The organism is Thiocystis violascens DSM 198 (assembly GCF_000227745.2).
GTDB lineage: Bacteria > Pseudomonadota > Gammaproteobacteria > Chromatiales > Chromatiaceae > Chromatium > Chromatium violascens.
Window position 1 is genome coordinate 4,717,622 of the sequence record NC_018012.1, and the last position, 13,464, is coordinate 4,731,085.

Consider the following 13,464-nt stretch of genomic DNA (forward strand, 5'->3'; position numbering starts at 1 on the left):
TCCTCAGTGGGTTGTCAGGGGTCAGTGGCCGGTCTCGCCGCTGGCCGTGATGGAAACTATGTCTCTCTCATGCGATACAATCAAGATGAAACTCCAATTCGACGCCAACCAGGATTATCAACTCACTGCCATCCGCGCCGTGGTGGATCTGTTCAAGGGGCAGCCGGATGCCTCGCAGACCGCCGTGACGCGGGATGACGCGCTCTCCAGTCTGAATCTGACCGAGACCGGCGTGGCGAACCGCCGTGTCATCGACGCGGCGCAGTGGCTGAAGAATCTGCGCGCCGTCCAGAACGCGCACGACATCGAGCCTTCGCCGACCCTGGAGCCGATGCGCTTGGACGACGGTACGCCAGTCGGCACGTTTCCTAACTTCACCGTCGAGATGGAGACCGGCACCGGCAAGACCTACGTCTATCTGCGTACGATCCACGAATTGGCGAAGACCTACGGGTTTCGGAAGTTCGTCATCGTGGTGCCCTCGGTGGCGATCCGCGAGGGGGTGCTGAAGAGCCTCAAGATCACCAGTGACCATTTCCAGATGCTGTACGACTATGCGCGAGCCGAGTTCATGGTCTACGACTCGACCAAGGTCAACCAGCTCCGCCATTTCGCCCTGTCGGACGCGATCCAGATCCTGGTGATCAACATCGACGCCTTCGCCAAGGACTCGACCCCGGCGGAGCGTCCGCAACCGGCCGGCAAGTCGCGCAAGAAGCCGTCAAAGGGCAACGTCATCAACCAGGTGCGCGAGACTGGGATCGCGCCGATCCAATTCATCCAGGACAGCCATCCGATCCTGATCCTGGACGAGCCGCAGAATCTGGAGACCGATCTGCGCAAGCAGGCCATTACGCGGCTCAATCCACTCTGCGCGTTGCGCTACTCGGCCACCCATCGCAACACTTACAACCTGATCCATTCGCTCGATCCGGTGCGTGCCTACGAACTGGGGCTGGTCAAGCAGATCGGCGTGGATTCGGTGATCGCGCTCAAGGATGCCAATCAGGCGTTGGTCGAGATCGCGGGCTTCAACACCGGCAAGCGCAGCGTCTCGGCCAAGCTGACGATCTGGGTCAATCAGGCTCAGGGACCGACGAAGAAGACCGTGACGGTCAGAAACGGCGACGATCTTTACAGCGTGAAGTTCTCCAACCAGCGCGAAATCTATCGAGACGGTTTTATCGTCAACGAGATCGACGTCGGCGAGGGTGTCATCACCTTCGCCAACGACGTGCGGGTGCGTCTTGGGCAGCCGCATGGCGCCCTCACCGATACCATTCTGCGTCTACAGATCGAGACGACCGTGCGTCGTCATTTCGAGAAGGCGCGACGGCTGCATCCGCTGGGCATCAAGGTGCTCTCGGTCTTCTTCATCGACCGAGTGGCCAACTATCGCGCCCATGGCGAGGATGGCGCGACATCCAAGGGCAAGTTCGCAGTCTGGTTCGAGGACATCTACGCGCAGTTCCGCGCGGACCCCGACTATCTCGGATTGATGCCGCACGCGCCGGAGCGGGTACATAATGGCTATTTTTCGCAGGACAAGCGCGCCGTCTCGCCCTTCGAGACCCTGACCGGCAAGAGCAACGCCGACGCGGAGGCCAGCGCCTTCGAGCTGATCATGCGCGACAAGGAGCGCCTGCTGGATCTGGATGAGCCGCTCGCCTTCATCTTCAGCCATTCCGCGCTGCGCGAGGGTTGGGACAATCCCAATGTCTTCCAGATCTGCACCCTGGCCGAGTCCAGTTCGGACCTCAAGAAGCGGCAGGAGATCGGGCGCGGGCTGCGGCTGTGCGTGAATCAGGAGGGCGAACGGGTCCGCGACCGAGGCGTGAATCGTTTGACGGTCATCGCCAACGAGAGCTATGAGGACTTCGCCAACCAGTTACAGGCGGAGATGACCGAGGCCGGCGTGCGATTCAAGCCCGAGATGGTCCAGAACGAGCGCGATAAAGTCGCCGTGCGGCTCAAGAAAGGCTACGACACCGACCGCCGTTTTCTGGATCTTTGGGAGCGGATCCGGGCGTGCACCCGGTACCAGGTCCAGTACAGCACTGCCGAGCTGACGGCCAAGGCCGCGCGACGGATCAGGGACAAGCTGCCCATGATCGAGCGGCCCCGAGTGGCGGTCATCCGTGCCGACATGGCCATCGGCGCCTCGGGGGTGAGCGGAACGGAAACCGGCCGTCGCACCCAGACCCTGGAGGCAAAATACGTCATGCCCGATCTGGTCGGCCAGATCCAGACCAAGACCGGGCTGGCGAAATCGACCGTGGCGCGCATCCTGCTCGACAGCGGGCGGCTCGGCGAGGCGCTCAATAACCCGCAAGCCTTCGTCGATCTGGCGGCGGAGATCGTCAACGTGGTCAAGCGCGAGTTCCTGGTCTATGGCGATGGCTCGGAGGGCAGCGGGGTGCGATACCTGAAGCTGGAGGGCGATGTCTACGCAATGCGACGCTTCGAGAACGACGACCTGATGGGCGTGTTCGCGTCCAATGTCGTCGCGGTCGGAAAGCAGGAGAAGACGCTCTTCTCGCACATCGTCATCGACTCCAATTCGAGCCCCGAGCGGCTGTTCGCGCAAGCCTGCGAGGACAATGACGACGTGCTCTTCTACATCAAGCTGCCGCGCTGGTTTCAGATCGAAACGCCCGTCGGACCCTACAACCCGGATTGGGCGCTGGCCTACCGCAACGACCAGATCCTGTACTTCGTCGCCGAGACCAAGAAGACCGGCGGCGACCGTGTCCAGCTCGATCTGCTGCGACCCATCGAGGATCTGCATATCGAATGCGGCAAGCGACACTTCAGGAACTTCGAGGAAGTCCGCTTCCGGGTTGTCGCGTCGCTGGCCGAGTTGGTGGGTTGACGCCAGCCGCGCCATTGCCCGTGAAAACCGCGGAAGGTGTGACGGGGCTCGATGCGCCAGTCTCCCCGCGGGTCAACTCGACCCTCGCCGAGTCAATAGCCGTTCGGATTCCCCGACTGCCAGCGCCAGGCGTCGGTCACCATGTCGTCGATCCCATGCTCGGCCTGCCATCCCAACTCATCCCGAGCGAGAGTCGGATCGGCGTAACAGACGGCGATATCGCCCGCGCGGCGCGCGACGATGTCATAGGGAACCGGCCGACCGCTCATCCGCTCAAAGGCGGCGACCATTTCCAGCACGCTGTATCCCCGCCCGGTTCCCAGGTTGTGCACCATCACGCCGGGATTCGACTGGAGCTTGCGCAGGGCCGCGAGATGACCGCGTGCCAGGTCGACGACATGGATATAGTCGCGCACGCCGGTGCCATCGGCGGTCGGATAGTCGTTGCCGAAAACCCGCAGCCGGGGCAGCTTACCCACCGCGACCTGGGCGACATAGGGCATCAGATTGTTCGGAATGCCGTTGGGATCCTCGCCGATACACCCGCTCGGATGGGCACCGACCGGATTGAAATAGCGTAGCAGTGAGACATTCCAGGCGCTGTCCGACACCCACAGATCGCGCAGGATCTCTTCGATGAAGAGTTTCGAGCGGCCATAAGGATTGGTCGCGGAGAGCGGAAAATCCTCGCGGATCGGTACGCTGACCGGATCGCCGTAGACGGTCGCGGAGGAGCTGAAGACGATATTTTTCACGCCCGCCGCGGCCATGGCTTGACAGAGCGCGAGAGTGCCGCCGAGATTGTTGTCGTAGTAGTGCAGCGGCATCTCGACCGATTCGCCGACCGCCTTGAGTCCGGCGAAGTGGATCACGGCGTCGAATCGACCCTCGCGCAGGATGGCGTCCAGGGTTGGACGATCCCGCAGATCGGCCTGCACGAATCCCAGATCCTTGCCGGCGATCCCGCGTACCCGATGCAGCGATTCCTCCTTGCTGTTGCTGAGGTTGTCGACAACGACGACCCGCATGCCCGCCGCCAGCAGTTCCACGCAGGTGTGGCTACCGATATACCCCGCCCCGCCCGTCACCAGAATCCGCATCGCGCCTCTCCTTATTCTTTGGAATGGAGTTGCCAAACCGCGCCCAGAGCGAGAAACGTCGTTTCGTGGCTCTTCAACTCGCTTTGCGTCACCATGGACGGTCGGCTGGGCGCGGTTTAAATATTTGAAAATTAATAATTTAAGCCGCGTCGACTCGGATCCTACAGATGAGTGTAAACACGGCTGACGACTCAAAACGATGCATGCCGTCATGGACGCGGTGTTAGTGTAGCCGAATCAGGCGTCCGTCAAGTCTGGCCCGCGAGCCCCTCCGTCCATCCGCAGACGCTGACGCAGCCGCCTCAGTTGCTCGGGATCGAGCGCGTCGGCGAACAAGGGCAGCGCATGGCGGCGCAGCCGCCCAGAGCGAAAATTGAGCACCACCAGGGGCAGGCTCACGAAAGTCGCCGGAGACAGGCTCGCCTCGATTTCGGCGCCGGAGTTCAGGGTGAGGAGCCAATCCCCGTCTGGCTGCCACAGCGCCGTCCGAATCGACCAGGGCGCCCGTCTCAGCACATGGACAGCAAAGGCATGAAAGGCGCCGGTGCCTACCAGCAACCACAACGGATAACGATAGAGTCCGATCGGCAGGACGAAAACGACTGCCCCGGCCAGGCCATGCGTCAAACCCGCGAAGACCGCCAGTCGCCAGGTGCGTCGGGGTCGGATCAATAGCGGCGGACGTTCGCGGTGAGACGCCACGCCGGATTAATGTTCGGTCCGCGTCCGCTGGCCGGGCGGCGTTGCGTTGAACGAAGTCGGCCGCTCCCGCGCGACCTCGATAATCCGCCGGATCAGTTCGCTCAGTTCCAGATCCGGCGGCTCCACGCGCGCCATGAACCAATCGCTCAGACAGGTATCCTGCTCGCCGAGCAGTCTCAGAAAAGTCAAACGCTCCGGCTCGCTCAGATCGCTGTAGCCAAGATCGAGAAAGCGATCCAGCAGATGATCGAGTTCCAGCATCCCGCGCCGGCACTGCCAGCGCAGACGGCGGATTTGCTGATTCGTGGACAGCGAGGAAAGATCCTGCATCTCAGACTCCGTGATGGCGGCGATCCGGTTGGAATCCGCCACTGAAAACCGCGTCCGCCGTGTCACAGGGTTTCGACCTCGAACCCCACTAGGGTCCAGCGTTCGCGGCTGAATTCGATACCGATGGCATGGATTGGCTGACCCAGTGCGTGGTATTTGTCCGCATACCCCCGATCCTTGGTTTGCTGCAAGGCACGCCCCTCGGGCACCAGCTCCACCACCTTGAACTCGAACAGCCAGACCGCGCCGTTAAAGTGCAGCGTCAGATCGAGACGCCCGCGCGAGGTTGCATCCTCGGGCGTCAGATCCAAGCCCAAGCGCGGCGAGATGGCTGTAAAACGTCACAGCCCCTTCTCGAGCATCAACTCCTTGATCTGCCCGATGGCGCGGGTTGGATTCAGCCCTTTGGGACAGACCTCGACGCAGTTCATGATGCTGTGACAGCGGAACAGTTTGTACGGTCCTTCGAGCGCGTCCAACCGCTCCTCGGTCGCCTGATCGCGGCTGTCGGCCAGAAAGCGCCAGGATTGCAGCAGCGCGGCGGGTCCGTGAAACTTCTCGGGATTCCACCAGAACGACGGACAGGCGGTGGAGCAACAGCCGCACAGGATGCATTCGTAAAGCCCATCGAGCTTGTCGCGATCCGCCGGGGTTTGCGGAATCTCTTGCTCCGGCAGCGGATCCTTGCGCACCAGATAGGGTTCGACGGCCCGATATTGCTCATAGAACTGGGTCATGTCGACCACTAGATCGCGGATCACCGGCCGCCCCGGCAGCGGACGGACCGCGATCGGCTGCTTCAGCTCGGCGATGGGCGTGATGCAGGCCAGCACATTCCGGCCATTCGCATTGACCGCGTCGGATCCGCACACGCCCTCGCCGCAGGAATGTCTGAAGCTAAAACTCTCGTCTTGCTTTTTTACCTCCAGCAGGGCGTCGCGCAGCATCATGCCCTGGAAGGTCTTGACCTCGTAGTCCCGCATCCGGGGCTTGTGGTCGGTGTCCGGATTGTAGCGATAGATGCTGATGATCATGCCGTCTCCCAAGTGACGAGATGAAAGTTGAAAAAGAATGCGATGTTGGCGTTGCTTTGCCATTCTCGTCAGATTGGCGTGAAGTGGCGTTTCCCAGCGATTCGGTTCGCACAAGGCTCCCGCATCATACCGGCCCGCGTCAGTGCGATTCGCCAAAGATCCGTTCAAGACTGTCGCAGTCGAGCACCCGATCGGTCCAACACTCGATTTCGCTTTCCTCGGCCTGCTCCAGACGCTCGCCGACCCAGGCTGGCAGCGTACCGAAGCGACGCATCAACAAGCGGCGCAAGATTTTGGTTTCGCCCCGATGGATGCCCTGCTCGATGCCCTGCTCGATGCCTCGCTCGATGCCTCGCTCGATGCCTTGCTCGATGCCTCGCTCAATGCCCTGCTCGATCCCCTGCTTCCAACCCAACTCCTTCCATTCCTCGACCCAGGTTTTCACAGTTTCAGCCAACATGCTGTGTAGCTCCTCAAGTTCGATGACATTCGGGATGACCACGCCCGGCACCCTTGACGGGAGTAGCACCCGCTTAAGCCAGACCACGAAGGCACGGCGCAGTTCGGTCTGTTCCGGGGCGGCGAGCCAGTCAAGCAGACTGGCCACCACCCGTTGGATATCCGCCGGCGCGCGACTGTTTTCCAAGCGGAACAAAGCCGCCGCGACATTTTGCAGACCGGCCAGATCGGCTTCGGCGTAGCGGCGTTCTTCGAGCAAAAGATAGCGGATTTGCGGTTGCCAGGCGCGCAGTTGCGGTGGCAAATCGGGGTCGATCAGGTCGGACAGGCTGGTCTTCGCGGTCCAGGAATCGCGGCCATTGTAGAGGACGATGGGCAAGACCGCCGGCAGCGGTTCGCCCGCGCGAATGGCGTCGGCCTTGCGCAGATCCTCATAGAGCAGGCCCACATAGGTGAGCAAACGCACGGCCATGTACGGATCGACGCTGGATTGGAATTCCAGCAGCAGATAGACATAGAGCCAGTGTTCGCGCCCATCCTTGATCAGGCGCAGACGCCAGAGGATATCGTCCTCGCGTTCGCGCAGGTCGTGGCTGACGCCGATCTCGCGCACTCGTTCCAGGGTGTCGAAATCCAGCGACTGCGTCCAATCCTCGTTGACGAAACCACGAATCAGGTCGGCGACCAGTTCGCGGTGAGAGAACAGCAGTTTATAAGATGAGTCGTGTTCGGCCATGAGGCGTGGGGGCGCCGCGACTCAATACACCCGCTCTTTCGGCGGGAAAGACTCGACTGTCAGCGGCTTGGTCCGCACCGGCTTGTAATCCATGCGGTCGCCGTCCTTGTAGTAGAGACTGTGTTTCAGCCAGACCTGATCGTCGCGCTCGGGATAATCCGGCCGCGAATGGGCGCCGCGGCTTTCCCGACGATGCAGCGCCGAAACCGCAATGGACATCCCGACATCCATCATATTTTCAAGCTCCAGCGCCTCGATGCGCGCGGTATTGAAAACCTTGGAGTGGTCGGTCAGACGCACCTCGGGTAACCGGTCGCGCAGTTCGCATAGCTTTTGGTAGCCCTCGGTCATGATCTCTTCGGTGCGAAAGACGCCAGCATGATCTTCCATGCACTTGCGGAAATCGGCGCGCATTTTCTGGACCGGGATGCCTTCGTCTTTCTGATCCCAGCGTGTGAGGCGCGACATCGCCTGGTCCAGGCTCGCCGGATCGGCGGCGCGCTGGTAGGGATTCTCGCGCACGAAGTCGATGATGTCCTTGCCCGCCAGACGCCCGAACACCAGTATATCCAGCAGCGAATTACCGCCGAGCCGATTAGCCCCGTGGACCGAGGCGCAGGCGCACTCGCCCGCCGCGTAGAGTCCGGCCACAACCTCTTCCGAGCCATGACCGGCGGGCACGGCGACCCGTCCGAAACGGTCGGTCGGAATCCCGCCCATGGCGTAATGCGCGGTCGGGAAAACCGGGATGGGCTCGATGACAGGATCGACGCCGGCAAAAATTTTGCTGGATTCGCGAATCCCCGGCAGCCGCTTGGAGATCACCACCTCGCTCAGATGATCGAGCTTGAGCATGACATGATCGCCGTGCTCGCCGCAGCCACGACCTTCCTTGACCTCGGTGACAATGGCGCGCGAGACCACGTCGCGGCTGGCCAGATCCTTGGCGCGCGGGGCGTAGCGTTCCATGAAACGTTCGCCGTCCCGGTTGATCAGATAACCGCCCTCGCCGCGCGTCCCTTCGGTGATCAGCATGCCCTTGCCGGCGATGCCGGTCGGATGGAACTGGAAGAATTCCATGTCCATCAGCGGAATCCCGGCGCGCAGCGCCATCGCCGCGCCGTCGCCGGTATTGATGTGGGCGTTGGAGGTGGTGCGGAAAACTTGACCCCAGCCGCCGGTCGCCAGGAGCGTCGCCTTGGACTCGATCAGCAGCGGCTCGCCGGTTTCGATCTCCAGCACCAGCGCGCCGCAGATGACGCCCTCGGCGTCGCGCACCAGATCGAGCGCGAAAAACTCGTCGAAGAAGTGGGTGCGGGCGCGGATGTTCTGCTGATACAGCGTGTGCAGGATGGCATGCCCGGTGCGGTCGGCCGCCGCGCAGGTGCGCGCAGCCTGGTCGCCGCCGAAGTTCTGGCTCTGGCCGCCGAACGCGCGTTGGTAGATCTTGCCGTTGTCCAGACGCGAGAAGGGCACGCCGGCGTGTTCCAGCTCGTAGACGGTCGGGATCGCCTCCCGGCACATAAATTCGATGGCGTCCTGATCGCCCAGATAGTCCGACCCCTTGACCGTATCGAACATGTGCCAGTGCCAGGAATCGGGCATGACATTGGCGAGCGCCGCGTTGACGCCGCCCTGCGCGGCCACGGTATGCGAACGGGTCGGAAAGACCTTGGAGACGACGGCGACGCGCAGATCCGCGCTCGCCAGTTGCAGCGCGGCGTTCAGCCCCGCGCCGCCGGCACCGATGATCAGGGCATCGAAATGACGTGTTGGCAGACTCATGCGTAACCCCTCAGACCCGCGGTGACGATCGCCTTGAAGACCCAGAGTCCGGAGGCAATAAAAACGAAGCCAAACAGCATCATCAAGCCGATGCGCAAACCGAGCGCGTGCACATAGTCGATCAGCACGTCGCGAATGCCGACCCAGGCATGCGCCAGCAGCAGCGGTACGCACAGCAGCAGACCGATGGCGACCGGCGCTTGATTGACCCAGGCCAACAGCGCCGCATGGTCCGCCGGTGCGTTGAAGGTAAAATGAAGCAGCAGATAGCCCAGGAAGAGCGCGAGATAGACGGCCGTGGTGCGTTGAATCAACCAGGCCATGAGTCCGGAGGCTTGTCGGCTCATCGCGTCAGCCCTCCGAGCGCGAGCAGCAGGACCGGCAGCGCCAGCGCCGCGATCAGGACGATCCAGGAATTGCGTCGCGCGACCGGCCGGTCGAGTCCGATATCCAGATCCATCAACAGGTGCCGGAGCCCCGCGAGCAGATGGTGCAGCAGACTCCAGAGAAGCAGCAGCAAAACCAGTCTGACCGGCCAGGCATCCAGGACCGCCGCAGTCGCGGCGAACCCTTCCGGCCCGGACAGCGCCTGCTCGAACAGGACGGCGGCGACCGGGATGGTAAGCACCATCAGAATCCCGCTGAGACGATGAAGGATAGAGACAAAGCCTGGAATGGGCAGATGGATCCGCCACAATTCCAGGAAGACGGGTCTGGTGGTTTGCATGCGTTTTCCTTTGGTGATGCGCGGGCGAGCGGTTAGCGCGGTCAGAGTTTCGGACGTATTCCTTTGACACTGGAGCGATCCCGCGATTTTAGACGAAGGCGCGACTTTACCCCCAGCGATCACAGCCATCGGCGCCGAGCGACGCCTTTTTGTGCAGCGCAACAGAATAGCGTTATTCTCTGGCGGCGATCAATTGGTTTTGTCGAGAATCGCGAGGCCAACCAAGACGATGTCTCGTTTATTCGGTGAACAAGATCAAGACGCCCGTATACCCATACAAGCGATCTTGCGAAATCTCGCCATTGGCATAAAAACCGACCAGCGGGAAGTCCCCGAGCGCGGCCTGAATCTGCTTGAGTTCGGCGGAGTCGGGGCCGAATAGATTGACACCGCGCCCCAAGCAGGAAATATAAATACCGCCCCTCGGCGGATGGGACAGACGCTGTTGGATGGCCCGCAGCATGCGATCCAGGTCTTCCCGGGCCGTTTCGGCGTCGCGCCGGCAGAACATGATCTCGCGTCCGGATTCGACCTTGTCCCCGATGGCCAGCAGGCCGTGTTCAGGGTCGATGCCGAGCAGATTGCGGACCAGATAATCGCCGGTGTCCGAACCTTTGATCGGCAGACCGGCGAAAATGTAACCGCCGAGACTCCCCAGATCCTGGGCCAGAGTCTCGCCGATGTCCTCCTTGAAAACGTCCAGCGCGGGCTGTCCGTCGAGCTTAACCAGGATATTGCGCTGGGCCTCGGTGATGGTGCGATGCGGACCGATCGGCGAACAGCCCTGACTCAGACGGGTCATCAGCGCGACCCGCTCGGAAAAGAGCACGCCCGACAGCCCGCCCTCGTTGAGGGTATTGGCGATACCGACCGCCGAGCCGCGTGAACTGGTCAGGCCGCCCACCAGGAAGCCGGACGTGGTGCGCTGGGCGAGTTGCCGGATCAATGACTCGATGTCTTCGTTCGCTGGATCGCCGTGCACCAGACCCAGATAGGGCGGATGGGTCTGGATCCAATCGCGATCACTGACATCGAACGCGCCGAAATCCTGGCTCAGGTTCGGGAAGACGCGGAAGGCATCCGCCGGAAACTCCCCCAACATGACGGCGATCGCTGGTCGCTCATAATATTCAACCCCCGTCGCGCAGATGCCGATGCCAACGCTGCCGACCCACTGTTGCACGCCGGTGGCGTCGCGCAGCCAGTCCAGCAGATCGCCGAGTTCGTCGGCGAACTCGTCGGACGCATAGAGAAAGCCAAGATTCGCCTGCTCCGGCACCTGGCCGATCTGGGCCAGACAGGCTGCGGCGGCCAGGGGCCAGTCAGCGGCCGCCGCGTGTCCGTAACGGAATGGGGACATCGTTGTTCGCTCCAGTCATGTTGGATCCTTGCGGTTCAAATTTCCGCCAGATCGCCTTTTTCCTGCAACCAGCCGCGGCGGTCGGCGGCGCGCTTTTTGGCCAGTAGCATGTCCAGTAGGTTATCACTGTCGTCATCGGCTTCAATCGTGAGCTGCACCAGGCGCCGGGTATCCGGATGGATGGTGGTCTCGCGCAATTGGGACGGGTTCATCTCGCCCAGCCCTTTGAAACGCTGCACATTGACCTTGCCCTTGATCTTTTCGGCCGCGATGCGGTCGAGTACGCCGCGTTTTTCGTCGTCGTCCAGGGCATAGTAAACCTGTTTGCCCACGTCGATCCGATACAGCGGCGGCATGGCGACATAGACATGCCCCTCGGCCACCAGACGCCGGAAGTGGCGCAGAAAGAGCGCGCACAGCAGGGTCGCGATATGGGCGCCGTCGGAGTCCGCGTCGGCCAGGATACAGACCTTGCCGAAGCGCAGCCGCCCGAGATCGTCGCTGCCCGGATCGACGCCGATGGCGACCGCGATGTCATGCACTTCCTGCGAGCCCAGTACCTCGTTGGCATCGACCTCCCAGGTGTTCAGGATCTTGCCCCGTAGCGGCAGGATCGCCTGAAACTCGCGGTCGCGCGCCTGCTTGGCCGAGCCGCCGGCCGAATCGCCCTCCACCAGAAACAGCTCGCCGCGCTCGGGATCGGTCGCGGTGCAGTCGGCCAGCTTGCCGGGCAGTGCCGGTCCCTGGGTGATCTTCTTGCGGGTCACGGTGCGCCCGGCGCGTAGCCGCGTCTGGGCCGCGCCGATGGCCAGTTCGGCGATCCGCTCGCCCTCTCCCACATGCTGATTCAGCCAGAGGCTGAACGCATCCTTGACCACGCCGGAGACGAAGGCCGCGCACTCGCGCGAGGACAGCCGTTCCTTGGTCTGCCCCGAAAATTGCGGTTCGATCAGCTTCACCGAGAGGATATAGCTGACCCGGCTCCAGACATCCTCCGGCGCCAGCTTGACCCCGCGTGGCAGCAGGTTGCGAAACTCGCAGAACTCGCGCACGGCCTCGGTCAGCCCACTGCGCAACCCGTTGACATGGGTACCGCCCTGCACGGTCGGGATCAGATTGACATAGCTTTCGGCAATCGGTTCGCCGGCGCCTGTCCTGAGCGAAGTCGACGGGGCGGGCAGCCAGGCCAATGCCCAACTCGCCGCTTCGTTCATGCCCGCCAGATCGCCGACAAAGGGTTCGGCGGGAATCGTCTCGGCACCGTTCAATTCCTGCGTCAGATAATCCTTGAGACCATCGCGGTAACACCAAGCCTGCTCCTCCCCGCTCGCCTCGTCGAGAAACCGCACCTCCAGCCCCGGACATAACACCGCCTTGGCCCGCAACAGATGGATCAGCGGACGGCTGGCGAACTTGGGGGCATCGAAATATTTGGGATCTGGCCAGAAGCGCAGCCGGGTGCCCGTCTTGCCACGTGGCGCCGTACCGATCTGACTCAGATCGCTGGTCTTGACGCCGCCCGCGAAGGCCATGTGATATTCATGACCGCCACGCTTGACCCACACCTCCAGCTTGTGCGAAAGCGCGTTGACCACCGACACGCCGACCCCATGCAGACCGCCCGAGAAACGGTAGTTGTCAGTGTTGAACTTGCCGCCGGCGTGCAGCTTGGTCAGGATCACCTCGACCCCCGGCAGCCCCTCCTGCGGGTGCGTGTCGACCGGCATCCCACGTCCGTCGTCGCTGACCTCCAGCGAGCCGTCGGCATGAAGCACGACCGAAATCGCGCGGGCGTGACCAGCCAGCGCCTCGTCGACGCTATTATCGATCACCTCTTGGGCCAGATGATTGGGACGGGTCGTGTCGGTATACATTCCGGGGCGCTTGCGCACCGGGTCGAGGCCCATCAGAACCTCAATGGCAGAGGCATCGTAATTGCCGGTCATGGACAGAAAATTCCTTCTATATAACGTTTCGGATTGACAGCCGTACCGCCCGCGGCCGCTGGCCGCAAACCTAGGCCACCGTGGAGACAAGGCACTGCCTTGTCTCTACGAACGCAGGCAGTTTGACGCCCGCGTCCCCTCGCAACCGCGCCGCTGGGCGCGGATTTGCGGGATTCACCGGCCCTTCGGTGTTGAAAAAACGCATCGGCGGCTCTCCGGGCGGGTGGGCGGCGCGGTCGCCACGATAGCAGACCGACCGTGACGGCAACACCGCCCGCGGCCTCGTCGTTCGCCCGACGCGCTTGACGAGCGTGGCGACAACGATCCGTTCCGCTCGATCCTGAGCGATCCGGTAAAACAAAAATCAAGAGAGCCTCGCCAGGAACGGCTTCAGGGGATGGCTGGCGGCCGCC

At 62.4% G+C, this 13,464-nt stretch carries 11 protein-coding genes and 1 pseudogene; 1 reads left to right on the forward strand and 11 read right to left on the reverse strand.

The features are described 5' to 3' along the window. The first annotated feature begins 85 nt into the window (after window positions 1–85). Complete coding sequence (locus THIVI_RS20985; RefSeq protein ID WP_014780530.1) at window positions 86–2,872, forward strand: restriction endonuclease; 2,787 nt, start codon at window positions 86–88, stop codon at window positions 2,870–2,872. Window positions 2,873–2,964: 92 nt separating this feature from the next. Here THIVI_RS20985 and galE read toward each other — a convergent pair whose 3' ends face one another. The 11 genes and pseudogenes from galE to parE all read right to left on the reverse strand — a co-directional run bounded on the left by galE (window position 2,965) and on the right by parE (window position 13,051). Continuing rightward, entirely contained in the window at window positions 2,965–3,972 is a 1,008-nt protein-coding gene (gene galE / locus THIVI_RS20990; protein ID WP_014780531.1) for a UDP-glucose 4-epimerase GalE, read from the reverse strand. A 237-nt stretch (window positions 3,973–4,209) separates the two neighbouring features. Next, window positions 4,210–4,674: a protein YgfX gene (locus tag THIVI_RS20995; protein WP_041447129.1), complete on the reverse strand. Its 465-nt coding sequence runs from the start codon at window positions 4,672–4,674 to the stop codon at window positions 4,210–4,212. Between the two features lie 6 nt (window positions 4,675–4,680). Continuing rightward, complete coding sequence (locus tag THIVI_RS21000; RefSeq protein ID WP_014780533.1) at window positions 4,681–5,004, reverse strand: FAD assembly factor SdhE; 324 nt, start codon at window positions 5,002–5,004, stop codon at window positions 4,681–4,683. A gap of 62 nt (window positions 5,005–5,066) precedes the next feature. After that, a pseudogene (locus THIVI_RS21005) lies at window positions 5,067–5,352 on the reverse strand (PD-(D/E)XK nuclease domain-containing protein); the annotation flags it as partial. Beyond that, window positions 5,346–6,038 (reverse strand): succinate dehydrogenase iron-sulfur subunit, encoded by a 693-nt coding sequence (locus THIVI_RS21010; RefSeq protein WP_014780534.1) that lies wholly within the window; start codon window positions 6,036–6,038, stop codon window positions 5,346–5,348. The pseudogene THIVI_RS21005 and the gene THIVI_RS21010, both read right to left, overlap by 7 nt. 139 nt (window positions 6,039–6,177) lie before the next feature. After that, window positions 6,178–7,233, reverse strand: coding sequence for an Rpn family recombination-promoting nuclease/putative transposase (locus THIVI_RS21015; protein ID WP_014780535.1), 1,056 nt, complete (start codon window positions 7,231–7,233; stop codon window positions 6,178–6,180). A 21-nt stretch (window positions 7,234–7,254) separates the two neighbouring features. Further along, a complete protein-coding gene (gene sdhA, locus THIVI_RS21020; protein WP_014780536.1) occupies window positions 7,255–9,018 on the reverse strand; it encodes a succinate dehydrogenase flavoprotein subunit in 1,764 nt (587 codons plus the stop codon). After that, window positions 9,015–9,365: a succinate dehydrogenase, hydrophobic membrane anchor protein gene (sdhD, locus tag THIVI_RS21025; protein WP_014780537.1), complete on the reverse strand. Its 351-nt coding sequence runs from the start codon at window positions 9,363–9,365 to the stop codon at window positions 9,015–9,017. Before sdhD ends, sdhA begins: the two co-directional genes overlap by 4 nt. After that, window positions 9,362–9,745 carry a succinate dehydrogenase, cytochrome b556 subunit gene (gene sdhC / locus THIVI_RS21030; protein ID WP_014780538.1) on the reverse strand — a complete coding sequence of 128 codons (384 nt, stop codon included), beginning with the start codon at window positions 9,743–9,745 and terminating at the stop codon, window positions 9,362–9,364. The genes sdhD and sdhC overlap by 4 nt, the downstream gene beginning before the upstream one ends. Window positions 9,746–9,983: 238 nt before the next feature. Further along, window positions 9,984–11,105 carry an FIST signal transduction protein gene (locus tag THIVI_RS21035; RefSeq protein ID WP_014780539.1) on the reverse strand — a complete coding sequence of 374 codons (1,122 nt, stop codon included), beginning with the start codon at window positions 11,103–11,105 and terminating at the stop codon, window positions 9,984–9,986. 35 nt (window positions 11,106–11,140) lie between these two features. Then, a complete protein-coding gene (parE, locus tag THIVI_RS21040; RefSeq protein ID WP_014780540.1) occupies window positions 11,141–13,051 on the reverse strand; it encodes a DNA topoisomerase IV subunit B in 1,911 nt (636 codons plus the stop codon). Window positions 13,052–13,464: the final 413 nt, after the last annotated feature.

Excerpts from the sequence above, each read along its gene's own strand:
- THIVI_RS20985 (WP_014780530.1), top strand. The coding sequence starts at position 86 with ATGAAACTCCAATTCGACGCCAACCAGGATTATCAACTCACTGCCATC.
- galE (WP_014780531.1), bottom strand. The coding sequence starts at position 3,972 with ATGCGGATTCTGGTGACGGGCGGGGCGGGGTATATCGGTAGCCACACC.
- THIVI_RS21000 (WP_014780533.1), bottom strand. The coding sequence starts at position 5,004 with ATGCAGGATCTTTCCTCGCTGTCCACGAATCAGCAAATCCGCCGTCTG.
- THIVI_RS21010 (WP_014780534.1), bottom strand. The coding sequence starts at position 6,038 with ATGATCATCAGCATCTATCGCTACAATCCGGACACCGACCACAAGCCC.
- THIVI_RS21015 (WP_014780535.1), bottom strand. The coding sequence starts at position 7,233 with ATGGCCGAACACGACTCATCTTATAAACTGCTGTTCTCTCACCGCGAA.
- sdhA (WP_014780536.1), bottom strand. The coding sequence starts at position 9,018 with ATGAGTCTGCCAACACGTCATTTCGATGCCCTGATCATCGGTGCCGGC.
- sdhD (WP_014780537.1), bottom strand. The coding sequence starts at position 9,365 with ATGAGCCGACAAGCCTCCGGACTCATGGCCTGGTTGATTCAACGCACC.
- sdhC (WP_014780538.1), bottom strand. The coding sequence starts at position 9,745 with ATGCAAACCACCAGACCCGTCTTCCTGGAATTGTGGCGGATCCATCTG.
- THIVI_RS21035 (WP_014780539.1), bottom strand. The coding sequence starts at position 11,105 with ATGTCCCCATTCCGTTACGGACACGCGGCGGCCGCTGACTGGCCCCTG.
- parE (WP_014780540.1), bottom strand. The coding sequence starts at position 13,051 with ATGACCGGCAATTACGATGCCTCTGCCATTGAGGTTCTGATGGGCCTC.